Origin of the sequence: Phenylobacterium aquaticum (assembly GCF_947378715.1) — a bacterium.
Taxonomy (GTDB): domain Bacteria; phylum Pseudomonadota; class Alphaproteobacteria; order Caulobacterales; family Caulobacteraceae; genus Phenylobacterium; species Phenylobacterium aquaticum_A.
Window position 1 is genome coordinate 15,199 of record NZ_CANCLE010000001.1, and the last position, 20,331, is coordinate 35,529.

Consider the following 20,331-nt stretch of genomic DNA (forward strand, 5'->3'; position numbering starts at 1 on the left):
CCTAGGCGTTGGCCGCCTGGGTGGCCACGAAGTTCTTGTAGACCTGCAAGGCGATCAGCTTGTCCCAGCCGGACAGCGAGATCAGGTGCGCGTAGATCTGCATCAGGGCGCCGTTGTCGCGCATCTCGATCAGCTTGTCGGCCGGCAGGGCGTTGAGCTTCTCTTCCGACACGCCAAAGAATTCGGCGATGACCTGGGTCTCGCCGACCTGGCCGTCGAAGGTGGCCGGGGTATGGGTGGCGGTCTTCAGTTCGAACAGGTCCAGGTCCTTGAGCATCTGGACGAAGTTCGTCGTCCGCTGGCGCTCGACCTCGTAGTTGTTGCAGAACTCGATGCAGTTCTGGGTGTACTCGGTGGGAGTGTTGTCGGCGTTGAAGAAGGCCATGTCGCCGCCCTCGACGATGAATTCGGCGGCGCGGTCGATGCACAGGATCATCTGGCCGGCGGCGGCGTCATTGGCGAACACGAAGGGATAGCGGCGGATATAGGCCGGCACATAGACGCCGGCGTCGAACAGGCCGTCATCGCGCAGATAGAGGTTTTCCTCGGCGTTCAGGCCCATCACCGCCAAGGGTAGCTTGTCTTCGCCGACGAAGATGATCGGGCTGGAGATGGCGGCGAGCGAGAACTCGGTGACCGCCAGGGGCACGGCGTGTCCGGTCTTGGCGAAGCCGAAGGGGCCGTCCATGCGCTTGACGCCCAGGCCCTTGTGCATGTCGGGCGAGAGCGGCTCGGGGCGGGAATAGAACAGCACATTGCCGGAGATTTCGCCGCCGGGGGTAAGCTTGGTGTCAGCCATGGAGTGCCTTCGCGGGTCCTGGGCGCTGGAAGCGCGGAATGGGTTGGGCGGGCGGACCTTGACCTTCGACGGGGTCCATCCTCGCAGGGTCCGCGCTTCTAGCCGATCGCAGGGGGCCGGGCAAATCCGCTCGCGCGCCGCTTGCTTCCGAAGAACCGAACCGCTTCAATCCCGACCATAGGAAAGACGCCGATTAAGGCCGCCTAGCGGAGGAAATGATTTCATGGCCATCTATTATCCCGACATTCTTGATCAGAAGACCGCGCCCCGGACCTTCAGCTACGGGGACAAGGACGTGATGCTCTACGCGCTGGGCGTGGGCATGGGCGCCGACCCGATGAACACCCAGGAGCTGCCCTTCGTCTATGAGAAGGGCCTCAAGGTCGTGCCAACCGCCGCCACCGTCCTGGCCGCCGGCCTGCGCGGCGCGGCCGGCCCCGCGCCGGAAATGCCGGCCGGCCACCGCCCCAGCCAGATCAACTTCCTGATGGTCGTCCATGGCGAGCAGAAGGTCGAACTGCACAAGCCGCTCTCGGCGTCCGGGACCTACACCGCCCAGGGCCGCACGGTCGGGGCCTATGACAAGGGCGAGGGCAAGGGCGCCGTCATCCTCAATGAGACCATCTGGACCGACGAGAAGGGCGAGAAGGTCGCCACCCTGACCGGCTCCACCTTCGCGCGCGGCGACGGTGGGTTTGGCGGCCCCTCGGAAGGCGCGCCGGAGCCGCACGCGGTTCCGACCCGGGCGCCCGACCTGTCGGTGGATTTCACCACCCGTGAGGACCAGGCCCTGCTCTATCGCCTCAACGGCGACCGCAATCCGCTGCACTCCGATCCGGACGTCGCCGCCAAGGCCGGCTTCCCGCGGCCGATCCTGCACGGGCTCTGCACCTACGGCATCACCTGCCGGGCGGTGCTGCAGGCAATCACCGACTTCGATCCGGACCAGATCTACTCCCACCAGGCCCGGTTCTCAGCCCCGGTCTTCCCAGGCGACACCATCACGGTGGACCTGTGGAAGGACGGCAAGAACATCTCCTTCGAGGCCCGGGTGAAGGCCCGTGGCGCGACAGTGATCAAGAACGGTCTGACCGTCCTGCGCTGATCCTATTCCGGCGGCCGGACCCGTTCCCTGTGGGGCGGGTCCGGTCTATGGACGAGGGATGATCCGTCTCTCCAAACCCTTTACCACCACGGTGGCGGTCGCGGCCCTGACCCTGGCGCTGGGCGCCTGCTCGGCCCTGCGGCCGGTCATGGGCCTCCTGCGCCCTGCCCACGCCACAGCGCCGGGCGACGCCACCGCCTATGGCGCCAGCAAGCTCAGCGGCTATCTCGGCCCCGACGCCATTGACGGCAAGACCCTGCTGGGCCCGCCGCCCGCGCCGGACTCCCTGCGCGGCCAGGCCGATCGCCAGGCCTATGAACAGACCCGCGCCCTGCAGGGGTCCCCCCGCTGGGCCGCCGCCATCCGCGACAACGACATCTGGGCTGGCGGGGCCCTGGAACGCTATTCCTGCGCCGCCGGCCGCCAGATCAGCTCCCAGGCGACACCAGCGGTCTGGAAGCTGCTGCATCGTATGGAACTCGACGTCCGCACGGTCGGCACCCCTGCCAAGGACTTCTACAATCGCAGCCGGCCGATGATCGGCGACGACCGGCCGATCTGCATCCCCCGCGAGGGCTGGATGAAGACCAACGCCTCCTATCCCTCCGGCCACGCCATGGTCGGCTGGTCCTGGGCCCTGGTCCTGGCCGAGATGGCGCCGGCCAACACCGACGCCCTGCTCGGCGCCGGCAAGGCGATCGGCGACAGCCGCTGGATCTGCGGCGTGCACTATCAGAGCGATGTGGAGGCCGGCCGCGTCCTGGGCGCCGCCATGCTGGCCCGCGAGCACGCCGAGCCGCAGTTCCTGGCCGACTTCGCCAAGGCCAAGGCTGAACTGGCCAAGGCCCCCTCGCGCACGGCGGCCTGCCCCGCCGACTAACGCGCGATCGCGTAGACCACGTGGGCGCGCAGCGGGTGGTCCGGAGTGAGCTTCGGATGATCGAAGTCACGGGTCGGGTCCGGGGTCATGCCGATCTTCCGCATCACCGCCTGGGAGGCCAGGTTGCCGCGCGCGGTGAAGGCGATCAGCTCATCGGTCGCGAGGTGAGCGAACGCCCAGTCGCGGGCGGCGGCCGCGCCTTCGCTGGCGAGGCCCGTGCCCCAGGTCTCCGGCGCCAGGCGCCAGCCCATCTCGATGGCCGGACCAACCGGCAGGGCGTCGGGCTTGACCACCATCAGGCCGATCAGGCCGACGATGCGGCGTTCCGCCTTCAGCTCGGCGGCCCAGAAACCGAAGCCGTGCTCGGCGATGTGGGCGTTGATGCGATCGGCCATGGCGTCGCTGCCGGCCCGGTCGAGGGTCCCGGCCAGCCAGGCGCCGACCCGGGGGTCGCCATTCACCAGGGCCAACTGCTCGCGGTCGGCCTCGCTGTGGATCCCGCGCAGGATCAGGCGGTCGGTCTCGATCACGGATGGATCCTCAGCTGGTGGGGCGCGGACTGGCCAGCGCGCCATAGAGGTCGGTGCGGCGGTCGCGGAAGAAGCCCCAGGCCGCCCGGTGGCCGGCCAGGAAGTCGAGATCGAAGGTCGCTGTCAGCACGCCCTCGTCCTCGCGCCCGAACTCGGCGACCAGGTCGCCGCGATGGTCGGCGATGAAGGACGAGCCATAGAAGCCCTGGCCGCCGCCGACATAGCCGTCCCAGGGTTCGAAGCCCATGCGGTTGGCGCCGACCACCGGAATGACGTTGGAGACCGCATGACCCTGCATGGCCCGTCGCCACGGCAGGGCGGTGTCGAGGGTGGGGTCATGCGGCTCTGTGCCGATGGCGGTGGGATAGAGCAGCACCTCGGCCCCCATCAGGGCCATGGCCCGGGCGCATTCCGGGTACCACTGGTCCCAGCAGATGCCGACCCCGAGCCGGCCAAAGCGGGTGTCCCAGACCTTGAAGCCCGTGTCGCCGGGCCGGAAATAGTACTTCTCCTGATAGCCTGGACCGTCCGGGATATGGCTCTTGCGATAGAGGCCCATGGGCGCGCCGTCGGCGTCGATCATCACCAGGCTGTTGAAATAGTGCGGCCCCTCGCGCTCGAAGATCGAGATCGGCAGCACGACGCCCAGCTCGGCGGCCAGGGGGGCCAGGGCGGTCACGCAGGGATGCTCGCGCCAGGGATGGGCGGTGGCGAACCAGCGCTCCTCCTGGGTCACGCAGAAATAGGGGCCCTGGAAAAGCTCGGACGGCAGGATCACCTGGGCGCCCTTGGACGCCGCCTCGCGGATCAGGTCCTGGGTGCGGGCGATATTGTCGGCGAGGTCCAGGCCATAGTGAGTCTGAAGCGCGGCGACCGAGATCGTACGGGCCATCAGGCAGGCTCCTGCTGGGTGATGCAGTGGAAGGAGCCGCCGCCGGTCAATATGGCGTTGGATGGCAGGCCGATCACCGCGCGGTCGGGGAACAGGGCCTGGAGCCCTTGCAGCGCCAGGTCGGCGGCCTGGCCGGGTTCATAGACCGGCATGATCACCGCCTGGTTGGCGATGATGAAGTTCATGTGGCTGGCCGGCGCGGCGCGACCGTCGGAGCCCTCGATCCAGCCCGGCGACGGGATGCGGGTGACCTTCAGCGGCCGACCGTCGGCATCGACGGCCTCGCCCAGCCGGCGGGCGCAGTCGTCATAGGCCTCGACGTTCAGATCGCCCCGACCCCAGGCGACGGGACAGACCACGTGACCCGGCGCGACGAAGCGGGCCAGATTGTCGACGTGGCCGTCGGTGTGGTCGTTGGCGAGGCCCTCGCCCAGCCAGACCAGCTTGCGGGCGCCCAGGGCCTTGGCCAGCGCCGCCTCGGCGAGGGCGGCGGTCCAGCCCGGGTTGCGGTTGGGGTTCAGCAGGCACTGGCCGGTGGTGAGGATGGTCCCCGCCCCGTCATGGTCCAGGGCGCCGCCTTCCATGATCAGGTCATTGGCGACGAGCGGCGTGCCCGCCGCGACTGCGATCTGGCCGGCGACCTCTTCGTCATGGTCCATGATGTACTTGCCGCCCCAGCCATTGAACCGGAAGCCCTGGGCCACGGCGCCGTTCGGTCCCTTGGCGAAGATCGGTCCGGTGTCGCGCAGCCAGATGTCGCCGAACCTGCCCGGCACGATCTCGATGCCGGGGACGTCGCCCAGCTGGGCGCGGGCGGCGGCCTCGCCCTCGGGGGAGCCGGTCATCAGCCGCACCTGCTCGGCGCCGGGCCCGGCCAGGGCGCGGGCCAGGGCGGCGACCTCTCCCTGGGCGACCGCAATGTCCTCCTGCCAGAGCTCGGCATGGCTGGGGAAGCCCAGCCACATGGCCTTGTGGGGCGCCCATTCGGCGGGAACGGTCAGGGTCATGGCGATCCTCGAGACATGAGACGCGGGCAGATGGGCGGCTCTGAGCGCAACGTCAAGCGCGCATAAGAAAAGGGGCGGCCCGTTGCCGGACCGCCCCCCAGATCTTGTCGTCCGATCAGACGCTTAGAACTCGTAGCGCAGACCGAGCTGGACGTACCAGAGCGAGGCGGCCGCATTCTGGGTCTTGGTGACCGAGGTCGGGACCTGCGAGTACTTGTAGCGGGGGCAGGCGGCGCTGGTCGAGGCGATGGCCACGCCATTGGCGTCGGCGCAGTCAACCTTCACCAGGACCTGATCGCCATATTCCGCGACACGGCCCCACTTGTTGTTGACCAGGTTCAGGACGTTGCGAACGTCGAGGTTCACCTTGATCTTGTGACCCTCGAAGAAGGACGGCAGTTCCTGGCTGAACTGCATGTCCAGGCGGCCGATCGGCGCATTGGTCTTGGAGTACTTATCGACCAGGGCGTTGTTCGGCAGACCGAAGTTGGTCACGTAGCGCTTGAAGTTGTCGTAGTCCGCCTGGGTGGCGAAGGTCACCAGACCGACATTGAGGTCGGCGGTGTTGGTGTCACCCTTGAAGTCCGGAACATAGAGTTCCTGCGCCGTCTTGGTCACACCGAAGACCGCACTGCGGCCGCTGGCGCGGTCGCTCATCAGGAAGCTGAAAGGACGGCCGTCCTGACGTTCAGCGAACAGGCTGACGCGGGTCATGTTGTCGCCGAAGAAGGCGTGGTGATAGCCGAACTCGAACTTGTAGCGATTGCCGATCTCGTAGACCGAGCGGCCCAGGGTGTCGCGGTTCGGGTCCTGGCCGGCCGGGGCGCTGCCATAGAGCGAGCCAGCGGTGGTGCCGAAGAACAGGCCGGGAGTCAGATCCTTCAGCTGCTGGTGCGCGTAACCTATGCCGAAATCACCGCCCCAATCGAAGGTCTTCGAAGCGCCGACAGCCACCGTATAGGAGTGGCCCTTGGAGCTGTTGCCGACGATCAGGTCGTTGTTCGAGCCCAGGTTGGACGAGGTCTTACCCGCCACCGTGGCGGCCAGGCCGTCATAGCGGATACGGCCGTCCGGCAGGAACTGCTGGACGCCGTTGATCGTCAGAGGCTGGGAGCGGTTGTCGAAATAGGTGACGTCGTGGTTGGTCTTGATGGCCACCACGTCGGCCGACAGACGCCAGCCGTCGCCCACGGTCCAGGAGCCCGAGAGGAAGGATTTCCACTGGCTGGGCATCTGGAAGGAGGGGTCGAGGGCGATCACGGCGCCCAGGGGCGGGATCAGCGGGGTCCCGGTCAGGGTGCCCTGCTGCAGCTGCTGGATCACGGTCGGGACGGTGTAGCCGAAGGTCGGATCGGCGGACAGATTGTCCAGGCCGGCCGAGCCGATGGCGTTGGTGAAGCCGCCGGCGCCGGTCGTTTCGGTGAAGCCGGTGGCGGTGCGGTTGATGGTAACGCCGGTGGTGGCGTAGCCGGTGTTGTAGAAGGGCGCGCCGGTGATCACGTCCGGAGTGCCGCCCGAGAACAGACCGAAGCCCGCGCTCAGCTTGATATTGCTGGCCGGGGTCCAGATGGCCGAGACGCGCGGCATCAGGATCTTCTGGCCGTCAATGGTCTTCTGGTTGGAATAGCCGTTCCGGGCCAGGAAGTTCGGATTGAAGATCGGCTTGTCGGATTCCGAGTACCAGTCGTAGCGGGCGCCGACGGCGACCTTCAGGTCCGGCGTGACCGTCAGGGTGTCCTGCAGGAAGACCGAATAGGTCCAGTAGGGCGAGTTGTAGGCTGCATCCGCCGGGTTGCCGGAAACGGCGTTCTGGTAGCTGAGCGAGCCCGCCTTGCCAGCCGCGAAGTCGGCCAGGGAGTCGAAGTAGTACAGGCCGTGGGACTGCGGCACGAAGACGTCGAAGGGCTTGGCTTCGCGGGCCTGGGCGCCGAACTTCAGCAGGTGGTCGCTGGCGACATATTCACCGACGAACTGGTAGCGGGTCTCTTCCTCGGCCAGCTTGTTGTAGTGGCGGAACTGGTCGGGGCCGAAGCGGACGGTGTCGAAGCCGCTGGCGCAGCTGGTCAGGGTCGCGTCGGAGGTCGGCGCGGTGCAGACCGAGACGTCGGCGTAGTTCTGGCCGCTCGGAGGCGTCTGGGAGTTGGTGTACTTGCGGGTCGTCGCCTTGAACGTGGTCGACAGATTGTCGGTCCAGTTCGAGTGCAGTTCGACCGTGGTCGCCGTGTCGACGTTGTCGACCACGTACCAGGCCGACGCCAGGTTGGCCGTGGTGGCGCTGAGGTTGAAGGTGTTGGTCGTCATCGACTCGGCGCGGCGATAAGTGACGCTCGCCCGGTGCCGGTCGGTGATGTTCCAGTCCAGCTTCACCGAGTACTTTTCGTCCAGCACCGGGGTGGTGGTCGGGATACCCAACGTGTTGAACTTGCTCTTGTAGACGGTGTTGTAGGTGTTGGCGACGGAGTCGATCGTCGACTGGGTCAGGCCGTTCAGGAAGATGTTGGCGGCGCCGGAGCCGGGCGCGCCGAAGAGCGTCGGGGCGATCGATTCGTACTTTTCATAGGACGCCGCGAAGAAGGCGTGGTCCTGCCAGATCGGGCCCGAGAGGAAGGCGCCGTAGTTCTTCTGGCTGATCTTTTGCTTGATGGTGGTGTCTTCGCTCTTCTTCCCGACCATGCCGTCGTTCAGATAGTTGTCGAAGAGAATGCCGTGGAACTGATTGCCACCGGACTTCAGAACGATGTTCAAGGCGCCGCCGACGAAGTCGCCGTTTTCAACGTCGGTCGGAACCGCCGCGATGGCGAACTGCTCGACCGCGTCCAGGGTCACCGGGCCACGGTTGGTGGTCAGGCCGCCCTGGTTCAGACCGAAATTGTCCTGGGTGGTGACGCCATCGACCGCGAGGCGGTTGAAGCGCGGGTTGGAGCCGGCGATCGAGACGCCGCCGGCATTGGTGCCAGACCGGCCGCCGGAGATGTCCTGGGCGACCAGGATGTCGTGGCGGGCCAGGTCGCGCGGATCGCGGTCGACGCTGACGATGGTGGCGATGGCGTCCTTGCCGAGCACGGTCTTGGGACCGGAGTCCTTGTCGCGGTTGACGGTGCCGGTGACCACCAGTTCAGCGACTTCGGCGGACTCCACGTCCGCGTCGAGGCTGAAGGTCTGGCCGACCTGGAGATAGATGGCGTCGAAGGCCTTGGCCGCGTGGCCCGGGGCGGTGATGGTCACCTTATAGGGACCGCCGACCCGCAGGCCGCGGACGTCGAAGTCGCCGTTGGCGTCGCTCATGGTCACGACCCGCGTGCCCGACGGGGTGTGAACGACGGTGACGGTGGCCTTGCCGACCGGCGCGCCCGACGCGGTGACGGCGCCGTGCAGGGACGAGGTCGTCTCCTGCGCGTAGACCGCCGACGACATGGCGCAGACGAGGGCGGTCAGAGCCGCTCCGCCCGCGAGCCTTTTCAGATACGTCATATGGAATCCCCTCCATCAAGCATCGCAGGCCGCCAGCCCGGCCACCTCGATTTCGCCACCCTATAGACCGGAAATCGCCACGGTGGGTGACGCTTTTGTTACGGTCGCGAGGAGTCGTGACAGTGCTGCGCGAAAGACACGCATCGCCCTCTACGGCCTCGTGGGGGCCGAGCCCGGGGTCGCGGAGGCCAAGGCGGGGTGCTCGGCCCGCAAAGCTTTATCCGTACAGGGATTGAGTGTCCGGGCTCGTGGCGCCTGACGGGGCCGGATGGGCTCCGACCCTGGTGCGATTGGTCGCACTGTTTTCGACCAGACGGGCTCACGCCCCCCCCGTAGTCGGGTCAGTGGCCGCCCCACACCGCCTTGAGCCGGGCGTCGCGGCCGCAGCCGACGCGATAGGCGCCGTAGGCCACCGGGTTCTTGGCCGCGTAGTCCTGGTGATAGTCCTCGGCCATCCAGAAGGTCGAGGCCGGCAGGATGGTGGTCGCCACCGGCCGCTTCAGGGCCTTGGCCACCTGGGCCTTGACCTGTTCCGCCGCCGCCCGCTCGGCCGGATCGGCCACGAAGACGGCAGTGTGATAGCTGGGGCCAAAGTCGCAGATCTGGCCATTGGGATCGGTCGGGTCGATGTGGTGGAAGAAGGCGTCCACCAGCTGCGGATAGCTGACCTTGGCGGGGTCATAGGTCACCTTGATCGATTCCAGGTGGCCCTCATGGTTCTCATAGGTCGGGTTCCTGCGCTGGCCGCCGGAATAGCCGACCACCACGGCCTTGACGCCGGGGGTGTGCTGGATGTCGTGCTCGGCCGACCAGAAGCAGCCGCCGGCGAAGATCGCGGTCTTGTAGGCGTCGGCGGCGGGGGCGGACCCCGCCACGGCGAGGGCGGCGACGGCGGCGGCGAGGAACAGCGGACGGTTCATCGGAAACTCCAGATCAGGTCGGCAAAAAGTCTACGCGGCCAGAGCGTCGAAGGATGCTCCGGCCGGATCGATCAATCCAGCTTGAAGGCGCGGTCGAGGCTGAACCGGCCGCCGCCCCGGGCGATCAGATAGATCAAGAGGCCCGCCCAGCTGAGGTGGGTCGGCCAGGCGTCGGGATAGACGAAGACCTCGATCACCGTGGTCATGCCCAGGAAGGCCAGGGCCGAGAAACGGGTGAACAGGCCCAGCACCAGCAGGATCGAGAACAGGTGTTCGGAGTAGGTGGCCAGGTGGGCGGCGATGTCCGACGGGATCAGCGGGACGCGATAGTCCTCGCGGAACAGGGTGTAGGTCCCGTCGGTGATGTGCAGGATCCCGTCGACCTTGCTGCGGCCCGACATGAAGAACACCCCGGCCACGCCCAGGCGGGTGATGAGGGCGATGGCGTCGTCCGGGATCAGGCGTTGGGCGAGGCCGGCGAAGGCGCGCACGGGGTTGGCGAGCGCGGGGGCGGCCACGCCAGGGGCGAGATCGGTCATGTCAGGGGCTCCTAGTCGGATGAGGGGCGCAGGCGCACGAAGGCGCCGGCGGCGATGAGGGTGGCGAACAGGGGGGCGAGCGCCAGGCCAGGCTCCGCCGCCAGGGCGAGACCGGCGGCCTGGGCCAGGGGCTGACCCTGGCGGCAGGCGTCGAGAAAGGCGAAGCCGCCTGGGCTGAGGTGGTGGATCTCGATCTCCAGCCCGGGGCGCAGGATCAGCACGGCCGAGGCCGCGTCATCGAGCTCCAGCGCCTCGGGCGCGGTCTCCGCAGACCTCAGGCTGGACCAGAGCCTGGCGAGGCCGTCGTCGAAGGCGGCGATCCGGGCGCTGGGGTGCAGGTCGGCGACGGTCGCCGCGAAGGCTTCGCCATCCAGGCGTTCGAAGGCGGCGGCGTCGAGCGACGAGGCGTCGGCCGCCAGATGGGCGGCCGTCCAGGCCAGGTCCAGGGCCGCCAGGCCCTGGAGGAAAGGCATGTCCGCAGCGGGCGGGAACTGGGCCAGCCAGTCGGGAAAGCCCTGGCCATAGTCCAGCAGGGAGGCGCGGGCCGGCGGATGGTCGGCGGCGAAGCGGACGGCAGCCGCGGCCAGCCAGGCCTCGCCCGTCACCTGCGCCACGCTGGGGAAATTGGCGACCAGGGCGTCGGCGCAGCCCTTGGCCACGGTGTTGCGATAGACGCTGAGGCCCGCCGCGCCAGCCTCGGCGTCATCCCACCAAGGGATGAGCGCGTCATCCTTCCCCGCCAGAGCGGCGGCGAAGGCGTCCTGGAAGCGGGTCAGGTCAAGCATGGACCGGCGCCCTCAGCATGGCGTGGGCGCGGTCGCGCTCGGCCAGGAGTTCGGCGAAGGCGGGGATATTGTCGTCGCGCTCGATCAGGGTGGGTCGCGGGCCGATCCGATCGACCAGGCGTTCGAACAGGGCCCAGACCGGCTCGGCCACCGGCGCCCCATGGGTGTCGATCAACAGGGCCTCGCCCAGGCGTTCGTCGCGGGCATGGCCGGCCAGGTGAATCTCGCCGATGGCGGCGGCCGGCAGGGCGTCCAGATAGGCGTGAGCGGAATAGCCGAGGTTATGCGCGCTGACCGCGACATTGTTGACGTCGACCAGCAGGCCGCAGCCGGTGGCGCGGACCAGCTCGGCGAGGAACTCGGTCTCGGACAGGTCGTGGCCCTTGAGCGGCATATAGAGCGAGGGGTTCTCGATCAGCACCGTGCGGCCCAGGGCGTCCTGCATCCGGCCGATATTGTCGGCGACCCGGGCCAGGGCCGGGCGGGTGCGGGGAAAGGGCAGCAGGTCGGGAGCATAGGCGCCGCGTCGGGTCGACCAGGCCAGGTGCTCGGAGACCACGAAGGGCTGGTAGCGGTCGACCAGCCGGCGCAGGGCCGACAGGTGGGCCTCGTCCGGGGCTTCGTCAGCCGCCAGGGAGAGGCCCACCCCGTGCAGGGACAGGGGGTGGTCCGCACGGATCGCGTCGAGCCAGGCGAGCCGGGGCCCGCCTTCAGCCATGTAGTTCTCCGGGTGAACCTCGAACCACAGGCCGTCCGCCCCGCAGGCGAGCGCCTCCGCATAGTGCTGCGGCTTCAGGCCCAGCCCCGCGGTGGGGGCGGCGGACGGTCCGTGGGTCATGGCGGGTTTCCCGGGTCTCGTCAGGCTCAGCCCTTGGGGGCCAGCATGCCCATGCCGTGCGGGGTCTTCATCGTGACGCAGGTGCCCTTGGCGACTTCCTTGAAGGCCTTGCCGTCATAGTCGATCTTGGAGGTCCCCGCGCAGGTGGTGCCGGCGCCGGCCTTGCAGTCATTGTGGCCGGCCATGGCGACGCCGAAGCACTTCTCGGTCTCGACGGGCTTCTTGGCCATCATGCCGCCGGACATGCTGTTTTCAGCGGCGAGCGCGGCGCCGCTGGTGAGCGCGAGGACGGCGACGGCGGCGAGGGTGTTTTGGGCGAAGTTCATCTGGGTCGTTCCTTCAGGGTTGGGTCTGTTGCGGCGACCGGTCCTGTTCGGCGTCGGTCGATGAGATAGTTCGCGACGCCCCCGGCCAAGGTTACGGTCGACCAGAGATTTTCTTTGTCGGCGGCTGCATGTAACCCTTGGGCCGCACCGCCCGTATTGAATGGAGAATCGCCCGCGTGGCCGCAGACCTCGAGGACCGCCTGAAGGCCTTGATGGTGCGTGGCCAGGCTGGCGACGCCGCCGCATGGCGCGAGCTTCTCTCCCTGTTGGGGGTTCGGCTGCGCGCCTATTTCGCCCGCCGCATGGACGCCAGCGCGGGCTCGGACGTGGAGGATCTGGTGCAGGAGACCCTGCTGGCGGTGCATCGTCGCCGCATGACCTATGATCCCGCCCAGCCGTTCACGGCCTGGGCGCACGCCGTGGCGCGCTACAAGCTGATCGACCACTGGCGGCGCAACCGCATCCGCCAGCACGTGCCGATCGACGACGTGGCGGAGTGGCTGGCCGAGCCGGAGGCGGAGAGCGCCTCGACCCGGGGCGATCTCGACCGGGTGCTGTCGGTGCTGCCCGACAAGCAGCAGAAGCTGGTGCGTGACGTGAAGATCGAAGGCCTCAGCCTGGCCGAAGCCGGCGCCCGAATCGGCATCAGCGAGGGCGCCGCCAAGGTCAGCCTGCACCGCGCCCTGAAGGCGCTCATCGCGAGGAACAGCGGCGTTGAAGACTGACGACCTCATAGAGGCCCTGAGCCTGGACGTGACGCCGGGGGTCGGGGTCCGCCCGCGCCTGGCGCTCGCCGCCGGGATCGGCGCCGCGGTCGCGCTGGTCCTGGTGGTGCTGTGGCTGGGCTTCCGCCCCGACTATCCGCAGGCCTTCGGCAAGCCGATGTTCTGGATGAAGGCCGCCTATGCCGCCCTGTTCGCCCTGGCTGGCTTCTGGTGCGTGGAGCGGCTGTCGCGACCGGCAGGCTCCGGGCGCAGGGGCCTGACCCTGGCGCTGGCGGTGTTCGGCCTGGTGGGCGCGATCAGCCTCTGGCGCTGGATGGGCGCGGAGCCCGACGCTCGCATGCCGCTGTTGATGGGCCATTCCTGGCGGGTCTGCCCGCGCAACATCCTGACGCTCGCCCTGCCCATGCTGGCGCTCACCCTGATCGTGGTGCGCAACCTGGCCCCCACGCGCCTGGCCCTGGCCGGGGCGGCGGCGGGGCTGTTCTCCGGCGGGGTCGCGGCCCTGATTTACGGCCTGCACTGTCCGGAGAGCACCATGCCCTTCGTGACGGTCTGGTACAGCCTGGGCATGATTGCGCCGGCCGCGATCGGCGCGGCGCTCGGCCCCTGGGTCCTGCGTTGGCGGTAGGGGGTTAGAGCGCCACCTCGAAGGGGGCCTCGGTCTTGGCCGTCACTTCGTCGAGGGAGACGCCCGGCGCCAGGGCGATCAGCCTGACCGGGGTCTTGCCGCGATTGACCTCGAAGACGCCCAGATCGGTGACCACCATGTCGACCACGCCCGCCCCGGTGAGCGGCAGGGAACAGGCCTTGACCAGCTTGGCGGCGCCCGATTTCTCGGTGTGCTCCATGACCACGACCACCCGCTTGACGCCGGCCACCAGGTCCATGGCCCCGCCCATGCCCTTGACCATCTTGCCGGGCACCATCCAGTTGGCGAGGTCGCCATTGGCGGCCACCTGCATGGCCCCCAGGATGCTGAGGTCGATATGGCCGCCCCGGATCATGGCGAAGCTGTCGGCCGAGCTGAAATAGGACGACGACGGCAGCTCGGTGATGGTCTGCTTGCCGGCATTGATCAGGTCGGCGTCCTCCTCCCCCTCAAAGGGGAAGGGACCCATGCCCAGCATGCCGTTCTCCGACTGCAGGGTGACGCTCATGCCGGCCGGGATGTAGTTGGCCACCAGGGTCGGAATGCCGATGCCGAGGTTCACATAGAAGCCGTCGCGCAGCTCCTGGCCGGCGCGAGCCGCCATCTCGTCTCTCGACCAAGCCATTATGCGGTTTCCTTGGTGCGGACGGTGCGCTGCTCGATGCGCTTCTCGAACTCCGCGCCCTGGAAGATGCGGTCCACATAGACGCCGGGCGTGTGGATGTTGTCCTTGTCGAGGGCGCCCACCGGGACCAGGTGCTCGACCTCGGCCAGGGTGATCTTGCCGGCCGTGGCCATCATCGGATTGAAGTTCCGCGCGGTCTTCCGGTAGACGAGGTTGCCCTCGGCGTCGCCGGTGTGGGCCTTGACGATGGCGAGATCGGCGGTCAGGCCGCGCTCCATCACATAGAGCTCGCCGTCGAACTCCCGGACTTCCTTGCCCTCGGCCACCAGGGTGCCGACCCCGGTCTTGGTGAAGAAGGCCGGTATGCCCGCCCCGCCGGCCCGGATGCGTTCGGCCAGTGTGCCCTGGGGATTGAACTCGAGCTCCAGCTTGCCGGACAGATAGAGCTCGGCGAACAGCTTGTTCTCGCCCACATAGGACGAGATCATCTTGCGGATCTGGCCGGCGCCGAGCAGCACGCCCAGGCCGAAGCCGTCGATCCCGCAATTGTTGGAGATCACCGTGAGGTCCTTGACCCCGGTGTCGCGGATCGCCGCGATCAGGTTTTCGGGAATGCCGCAGAGGCCAAAGCCCCCCGCCATGATGGTCATGCCGTCGAACAGCACTTCGGAGAGCGCCTCGACCGCGTCCTTGCGAACCTTGTCAGCCATGCCGATTTCTTACGCCGCACTGCAGCATTTGAAAACCTACCTTGCGGAAATCCGCTGCGCGAATCCGTGAACCTCGGTCCATAGTCACGCCATGCACTCAAGCCCCCGCCCGGACACCCAGCCATGAACGGCGAAGGCCTCCTGATCCAAGCCCTGGTCTATCTGACCGCGGGCGTCGTCTCCGTGCCGATCGCCAAGCGTCTGGGGCTCGGTTCGGTGCTGGGCTATCTGGTGGCCGGCATCATCGTCGGCCCCTTCATGCTGAACCTGGTCGGCGAGCAGCACGACGTCATGCGCTTCGCCGAGTTCGGGGTGGTGATCCTGCTGTTCCTGATCGGGCTGGAGGTGCGCCCGGCGCTTCTGTGGCGGATGCGGACGGCGATCTTCGGCCTGGGCGGCGGGCAACTGGTCCTCACGGCCGTGCTGATCGCCGGCGCGGCGGTGATGTTCGGCCTGACCTGGAAGCTGGCGGTCGCCGCCGGCCTGGTGCTGGCCATGTCGTCGACCGCCATCGTGCTGGCCAATCTGGAGGAGAAGGGCCTGCGCCAGGGCGCGGTCGGCGAGGCGACTTTTGGCGTCCTGCTGTTCCAGGATCTGGCGGTCATTCCGCTGTTCGCCTTCCTGCCCCTGCTGGCCACCATTCCGCATGCCGTGGAGGCCAGCGCCAACACCCCCCTGCTGGCCGGCCTGCCCGGCTGGCTGCGGGCCGTGGCGATCTTCGCGGCGGTGGGCGCCGTGGTGGTCGGCGGCCGCTATCTGACCCAGCCGATCTTCCGCTTCATCGCCGCCGCCCGGCTGCGCGAGATCTTCACCGCCTTCGCCCTGCTGCTGGTGGTGGCGGTCGCCGCCCTCATGCAGCTGGTCGGGCTGTCCCCGGCGCTCGGCGCCTTCCTGGCCGGGGTGGTGCTGGCCGAGAGCGAGTTCCGTCGTGAGCTGGAGACCGACATCGAGCCGTTCCGCGGCCTGCTGCTCGGCCTGTTCTTCATCACGGTGGGGGCGGGCCTCGACTTCGGCGTGGTCGCTCGCCAGCCCTTCCTGCTGTTCGGGCTGGTGGTCGGCGTGATGATCTTGAAAGCCCTGGCCATGTTCGCGGTCGGACGGCTGGCGCGCATGCCGCAGCGCGAGGCCGCCACCACCGCCGTGGCCCTGGCCCAGGGCGGCGAATTCGCCTTCGTGCTGCTGACCTTCGCGGTGGGCGCCGGCGTCATGGGCGGGGATCTCGCCAAGCTGATGTCGGCCGTGGTGGCGGTGTCGATGGCCTTCACCCCCCTGGCCTTCCTGGCCTATGAGATCCTGGTGCTGAACCGCGCCGAGGCCCTGGGCCCGGAACCCGAGCACATCCCCTTCGACGAGAAGGACCCGGAGGTGATCATCGCCGGCTATGGCCGCTTCGGCCAGATCGCCAGCCGCCTCCTGATCGCCAACGAGGTCTCCACCGTCACCCTGGATTCCAGCATCGAGCAGATCGACCTGCTGCGCCGGTTCGGCCGCAAGGTGCACTATGGCGACGCCAGCCGGCTGGACTTGCTGCGGGCCGCCGGCGCTGAGAAGGCCAAGCTGCTGCTGGTGGCGATCGACGACCAGGACAAGGCCATCGAAATCGTGGAGGCGGCGCGGGAAGCCTTCCCCCACCTGACGGTCCTGGCCCGCGCCTTCGACCGCCGGCATGCCTATGACCTGCTCAAGAAGGGCGCTCACGGGGTGGAGCGCGAGACCTTCGAGGGCGGGTTGAAGTTCGGCGAGCGGGCCCTGAAGCATCTGGGCTTCTCGGCCAAGCGCGCCTCCAAGGCCGCAGCCATCTTCCGCAAGCACGACATCGCCTCCTTCCTGCGCCTGGCGCCGGTCTGGGGCGAGGACCGCTATATCCTGGCCAGCCGCGACGCCGCCGAGACCATGGAGCGGCTGCTGCGCGCCGACCTGGAGCAAATGGACATCGACGAGGACGAAGAGGCCGAGGCCGCCGCCGAGGTCGAGGCCGCGCGCGCTGCGCGAGCGTCGTGAGGTGACAGGTCTGGAGGCCGCGGCCTCGCGGGTGTAGGGGAGCGGAATGACCACCCCAGACTCCATCGCGCCGGTCTCCTTCCGGTCGTTCACCGCTGATTTCGCAGGCTTCTCCCGCGAGCTGGGCGAGTCCTTCGCCACCTATGGCTTCGCCGTGATCGCCGACCACGGCCTGGACCAGGGCCGCATCGAGGCGGCGATCGCCGCCGCCAAGGCCTTCTTCGCCCTGCCAGAGGCGACCAAGCGGGCCTATGTGGTCGGGACCGGCGGTCAGCGCGGCTACACCCCGTTCGGCATCGAGACGGCCAAGGACCACGAGCACTTCGACCTGAAGGAGTTCTGGCACATGGGGCGCGACCTGCCGGCCGGCCATCGCTATGCCGGAAACATGCCGCCCAATGTCTGGCCGGCGGAGGTTCCCGCCTTCCACCCGGATGTCGCCTGGCTCTACCAGGCGCTGGACGCCATGGGGGTGAAGGTGCTGGAGGCCATAGCCCAATATCTGAAGCTGGACCGCCAGTTCTTCGACGCCACGGTGGCCGACGGCAATTCGATCCTGCGCCTGCTGCACTATCCGCCCGCGCCCTTCGACGGGCCCAATATCCGGGCCGGAGCGCATGAGGACATCAATGTCATCACCCTGCTGCTCGGCGCCGAGGAGGCCGGGCTGGAGGTGCTGAAGCGCGACGGGACCTGGCTGTCGATCAGCCCGCCGGCCGGGGCCCTGGTGGTCAATATCGGCGACATGCTGCAGCGGTTGACCAACCACGTGCTGCCCTCCACCACCCACCGGGTGGTCAACCCGGCCCCGGAGCGGCGGGGATTCCCGCGCTATTCGACGCCGTTCTTCCTGCACTTCAATCCGGACTACGAGATCGCCACCCTGCCCGCCTGCGTCACGGCGGCGCGGCCGGACCGCTATCCCACCCCCATCACCGCCGATGAATTCCTCAAGGAACGGCTGCGCGAGATCAAACTGCTGTAGAGCGCGACGGAAATTTAACGTCGCAGCCGAATACTCCCGTTCTCTGAGGGGAGAACGGCATGGCGCGAGGGAGCACAGGGACGACGGTCTCAGGCCTGCCCACCCAGGTCGGTGGCGCCCTTGATCTGCGCAGTCTGGTCCCGACCTTTGAGCGGGTTGAGCGATTGGCCCGCGCCCATACGGGCTTTCACGCCGTCGTCGTGCTGTGCGACGAGCTCGGCGTCTGGCGGGCCAATGCGCCGGACGACTGGGACCGCCAACCCGACCTTTCCGCCACCTTCACCGGCGCCGTCCTGAGATCGGACGACCTGCTGTGGGTCGAGGATGCGCGCGAGGATTCCCAATTCGCCGCGCACCCCTATGTCACCGGGCCCCGGCAGCTGAGGTTCATCGCCGGCGCGCCCATCGCGCTGGCGGCTGACCACCGCATCGGCGCGGTGATCCTGGCCCACGAGCAGCCGCACGTCTTCGACCCCGATCTCGCGAGCTATCTGAGCGACCTGGCGGCCATCGTCGCCAATGAGTGCGCCCAGCATCACACCCTGCGCGACCTGGCCCAGGTCAAGGGCGAGGCGGCGGCGGCCAGCGAACTGGCTGCGGCCTTCGTCGAGGCGGCGCCGGTGGCCATGTGCATGACCGACCGGGCGCTGCGGGTGATCCGCGTCAGCCCGCGCTGGAACACCGAACGCCAGCAGCCGGACCTGGTCGGCTCTATTCTCCACGACACCGGGTCCGAACCTGATCGCTGGCGGCGGCTGTACGAGCAGGCGCTCGCCGGTGAAGCGGTGCAGCAGGACCAGGTCCGTATCCTGCTGCCGGACGGAACACCGCGCTGGGTGCGGGTCGAGGTCACCCCCTGGCGCGACGGAACCGGCGCGGTCGGCGGGGTGCTGGTCATGTCGGTGGACGTCACCGCCACGGTCGAGGCCTTGGAAGTCACCCGGCGCTCCGAGGCCCGACTGAAGCTGGCCCTGGAGATCGGCGAGCTGAATGTCTGGGAGATGGACTACGAACGCCAGAAGCTGACCTCGACCAAGACCACCGGCATAGCCGTCCAGACTTTCAATGAATTCAACGCCAATATCTGGCGTGACATCCACCCCGACGACCTGGCCGCCGTCAAGGTGATCTGGAAGACCCACGTGAAGACCGGCGCGCCGTTCCGCTCCACCTATCGGGTGGTGTCGCCGGAGGATGGCGTCGCGCGCTGGTTCTTCTCCGCCGTCGACACCTTCCGCGGCGAGGACGGCCAGATCACCCGCGTGGTCGGCGTGCTGCGCGACATCGACAGCCAGAAGCGGGCCGAGCTCGAGGTTTTGCAGGCCAAGGAGGCCGCCGAGGCGGCCAACCGCGCCAAGAGCGAATTCCTGGCCAATATGAGCCACGAGATCCGCACCCCGCTGAACGGGGTGATGGGCATAGCCGGCGCCCTGGCGCGGACGCCCTTGTCCCAGCCCCAGGCCGAGATGGTCGGGTTGATCGAGACCTCCGCCCAGACCCTGGAAGCGCTGCTCACCGACATTCTCGACCTGGCCCGGGTCGAGGCAGGCCAGCTGGTGATCCGGCCGGAAGCCTTCGACCTGGTCACCTCGGTCAACGCCTGCGCGGCCCTGTTCCAGGCCAATGCCGAGGCCAAGGGTCTCAAGCTGACCGTCGCGGTCGACCCTTACGCACAGGGGGCCTTCGAGGGCGATGCGCCGCGCATCCGCCAGATCCTGTCGAACCTGCTGGGCAATGCGGTCAAGTTCACCGGCCAGGGCGAGGTGAAGCTGTCGGTCAGGGCCCGCCGGGACGAAACCACCACCCATCTCGACTTCGAGGTCGCCGACAGCGGCATCGGCTTCGACGAGGAGACCCGCCAGCGTCTGTTCGGCCGCTTCCAGCAGGCCGACGGTTCGATCACCCGCAAATATGGCGGCACCGGCCTGGGCCTGGCGATTTCCCGCTCCCTGGCCGAGGCCATGGGCGGCGCGCTGTCGGCCCGTTCCACCCCCGGTGAGGGCTCGGTGTTCTGCCTGTCCCTGGAACTGCCCCGTCGCCAGGGCGCGGTGGAGATGTGGGGCGAACATGAAGGGGCGGCCGCGCCGGCCGACCTGGACGCCATGCGGGTGTTGCTGGCCGAGGACCACCCGACCAACCGCCGGGTGGTTGAGCTGATCCTGGGCGCGGCGGGGGTCGACCTGACCAGCGTCGAGAACGGGGCCGAGGCCGTGGACCTGGCCGCCCGCTCCAACTTCGACCTGATCCTGATGGACATGCAGATGCCGGTGATGGACGGATTGACCGCCATCCGCGCCATCCGCCGGCGCGAGGCCCGCCTGGGCGCGCGGCCGACGCCGATCCACACCCTGACCGCCAACGCCATGCCCGAGCACGCTCAGGCCTCGGCCGCCGCCGGCGCCGACGGCCATGTCACCAAGCCGATCACCGCCGAGGGCCTGTTGAGGGTGGTCGAGCAGGTCTGGACCGCCAAGGTCGAGGCTCAGGCGCGCACGCGTACCGCCTGAGGGCCGAACTCAGGCCACGGCGCGTTCGCCGCGGCCT

19 protein-coding genes are annotated in these 20,331 nt (G+C 68.3%); 7 read left to right on the forward strand and 12 right to left on the reverse strand.

What is annotated here, in order from left to right:
• Position 1 precedes the first annotated feature (1 nt).
• Positions 2 to 799 (reverse strand): SapC family protein, encoded by a 798-nt coding sequence (locus Q7P21_RS00065; protein WP_304164387.1) that lies wholly within the window; start codon positions 797 to 799, stop codon positions 2 to 4.
• 223 nt (positions 800 to 1,022) lie between these two features.
• Here Q7P21_RS00065 and Q7P21_RS00070 point away from each other — a divergent pair, with 223 nt between their 5' ends.
• Both Q7P21_RS00070 and Q7P21_RS00075 read left to right on the forward strand, forming a co-directional pair.
• The gene (locus tag Q7P21_RS00070) at positions 1,023 to 1,904 is read left to right on the forward strand and encodes a MaoC/PaaZ C-terminal domain-containing protein (protein WP_304164390.1); all 882 of its coding nucleotides are present in this window, start codon (positions 1,023 to 1,025) and stop codon (positions 1,902 to 1,904) included.
• Between the two features lie 58 nt (positions 1,905 to 1,962).
• Entirely contained in the window at positions 1,963 to 2,784 is an 822-nt protein-coding gene (locus Q7P21_RS00075; protein ID WP_304175202.1) for a phosphatase PAP2 family protein, read from the forward strand.
• Here Q7P21_RS00075 and Q7P21_RS00080 read toward each other — a convergent pair.
• From Q7P21_RS00080 to Q7P21_RS00120, 9 genes are all read right to left on the reverse strand, one after another.
• Positions 2,781 to 3,314 carry a GNAT family N-acetyltransferase gene (locus Q7P21_RS00080; RefSeq protein ID WP_304175204.1) on the reverse strand — a complete coding sequence of 178 codons (534 nt, stop codon included), beginning with the start codon at positions 3,312 to 3,314 and terminating at the stop codon, positions 2,781 to 2,783. The two genes, Q7P21_RS00075 and Q7P21_RS00080, sit on opposite strands and share 4 nt — an antisense overlap.
• A 10-nt stretch (positions 3,315 to 3,324) precedes the next feature.
• The gene (gene aguB / locus Q7P21_RS00085; RefSeq protein WP_304164399.1) at positions 3,325 to 4,206 is read right to left on the reverse strand and encodes an N-carbamoylputrescine amidase; all 882 of its coding nucleotides are present in this window, start codon (positions 4,204 to 4,206) and stop codon (positions 3,325 to 3,327) included.
• Positions 4,206 to 5,213 (reverse strand): agmatine deiminase family protein, encoded by a 1,008-nt coding sequence (locus Q7P21_RS00090; protein ID WP_304164402.1) that lies wholly within the window; start codon positions 5,211 to 5,213, stop codon positions 4,206 to 4,208. Before Q7P21_RS00090 ends, aguB begins: the two co-directional genes overlap by 1 nt.
• A gap of 123 nt (positions 5,214 to 5,336) precedes the next feature.
• Complete coding sequence (locus Q7P21_RS00095; protein ID WP_304164405.1) at positions 5,337 to 8,684, reverse strand: TonB-dependent receptor domain-containing protein; 3,348 nt, start codon at positions 8,682 to 8,684, stop codon at positions 5,337 to 5,339.
• A gap of 341 nt (positions 8,685 to 9,025) precedes the next feature.
• The gene (msrA, locus tag Q7P21_RS00100; protein ID WP_304164409.1) at positions 9,026 to 9,604 is read right to left on the reverse strand and encodes a peptide-methionine (S)-S-oxide reductase MsrA; all 579 of its coding nucleotides are present in this window, start codon (positions 9,602 to 9,604) and stop codon (positions 9,026 to 9,028) included.
• A gap of 71 nt (positions 9,605 to 9,675) precedes the next feature.
• Positions 9,676 to 10,143: a DoxX family protein gene (locus tag Q7P21_RS00105; protein WP_304164412.1), complete on the reverse strand. Its 468-nt coding sequence runs from the start codon at positions 10,141 to 10,143 to the stop codon at positions 9,676 to 9,678.
• An 11-nt stretch (positions 10,144 to 10,154) separates the two neighbouring features.
• Positions 10,155 to 10,928 (reverse strand): DNA-binding domain-containing protein, encoded by a 774-nt coding sequence (locus Q7P21_RS00110; RefSeq protein WP_304175206.1) that lies wholly within the window; start codon positions 10,926 to 10,928, stop codon positions 10,155 to 10,157.
• Complete coding sequence (locus Q7P21_RS00115) at positions 10,921 to 11,766, reverse strand: DUF692 domain-containing protein (protein ID WP_304164418.1); 846 nt, start codon at positions 11,764 to 11,766, stop codon at positions 10,921 to 10,923. The genes Q7P21_RS00110 and Q7P21_RS00115 overlap by 8 nt, the downstream gene beginning before the upstream one ends.
• Positions 11,767 to 11,792: 26 nt before the next feature.
• The gene (locus Q7P21_RS00120) at positions 11,793 to 12,092 is read right to left on the reverse strand and encodes a DUF2282 domain-containing protein (protein ID WP_304175208.1); all 300 of its coding nucleotides are present in this window, start codon (positions 12,090 to 12,092) and stop codon (positions 11,793 to 11,795) included.
• A gap of 176 nt (positions 12,093 to 12,268) precedes the next feature.
• On the opposite strand from Q7P21_RS00120, the gene Q7P21_RS00125 reads away from it, so the two are divergent.
• Together Q7P21_RS00125 and Q7P21_RS00130 are read left to right on the forward strand one after the other, a co-directional pair.
• Positions 12,269 to 12,817: a sigma-70 family RNA polymerase sigma factor gene (locus Q7P21_RS00125; RefSeq protein WP_304164423.1), complete on the forward strand. Its 549-nt coding sequence runs from the start codon at positions 12,269 to 12,271 to the stop codon at positions 12,815 to 12,817.
• Complete coding sequence (locus Q7P21_RS00130) at positions 12,807 to 13,445, forward strand: DUF1109 domain-containing protein (RefSeq protein WP_304164425.1); 639 nt, start codon at positions 12,807 to 12,809, stop codon at positions 13,443 to 13,445. The genes Q7P21_RS00125 and Q7P21_RS00130 overlap by 11 nt, the downstream gene beginning before the upstream one ends.
• A gap of 4 nt (positions 13,446 to 13,449) precedes the next feature.
• Here Q7P21_RS00130 and Q7P21_RS00135 read toward each other — a convergent pair whose 3' ends face one another.
• Positions 13,450 to 14,091, reverse strand: a complete 642-nt coding sequence (locus tag Q7P21_RS00135) for a 3-oxoacid CoA-transferase subunit B (protein ID WP_304175210.1) — start codon at positions 14,089 to 14,091, stop codon at positions 13,450 to 13,452.
• Positions 14,091 to 14,801 carry a CoA transferase subunit A gene (locus Q7P21_RS00140; RefSeq protein WP_304166273.1) on the reverse strand — a complete coding sequence of 237 codons (711 nt, stop codon included), beginning with the start codon at positions 14,799 to 14,801 and terminating at the stop codon, positions 14,091 to 14,093. The genes Q7P21_RS00135 and Q7P21_RS00140 overlap by 1 nt, the downstream gene beginning before the upstream one ends.
• Before the next feature lie 123 nt (positions 14,802 to 14,924).
• Here Q7P21_RS00140 and Q7P21_RS00145 point away from each other — a divergent pair, with 123 nt between their 5' ends.
• Genes Q7P21_RS00145 through Q7P21_RS00155 form a run of 3 tightly spaced genes read left to right on the forward strand, consistent with a single transcriptional unit; the run spans position 14,925 to position 20,294 of the window.
• Complete coding sequence (locus Q7P21_RS00145; RefSeq protein ID WP_304175212.1) at positions 14,925 to 16,802, forward strand: monovalent cation:proton antiporter-2 (CPA2) family protein; 1,878 nt, start codon at positions 14,925 to 14,927, stop codon at positions 16,800 to 16,802.
• A 46-nt stretch (positions 16,803 to 16,848) separates the two neighbouring features.
• Positions 16,849 to 17,787 carry an isopenicillin N synthase family oxygenase gene (locus tag Q7P21_RS00150; RefSeq protein WP_304175214.1) on the forward strand — a complete coding sequence of 313 codons (939 nt, stop codon included), beginning with the start codon at positions 16,849 to 16,851 and terminating at the stop codon, positions 17,785 to 17,787.
• Between the two features lie 59 nt (positions 17,788 to 17,846).
• A complete protein-coding gene (locus Q7P21_RS00155; protein WP_304175216.1) occupies positions 17,847 to 20,294 on the forward strand; it encodes an ATP-binding protein in 2,448 nt (815 codons plus the stop codon).
• The last annotated feature ends 37 nt before the right edge of the window (positions 20,295 to 20,331 follow it).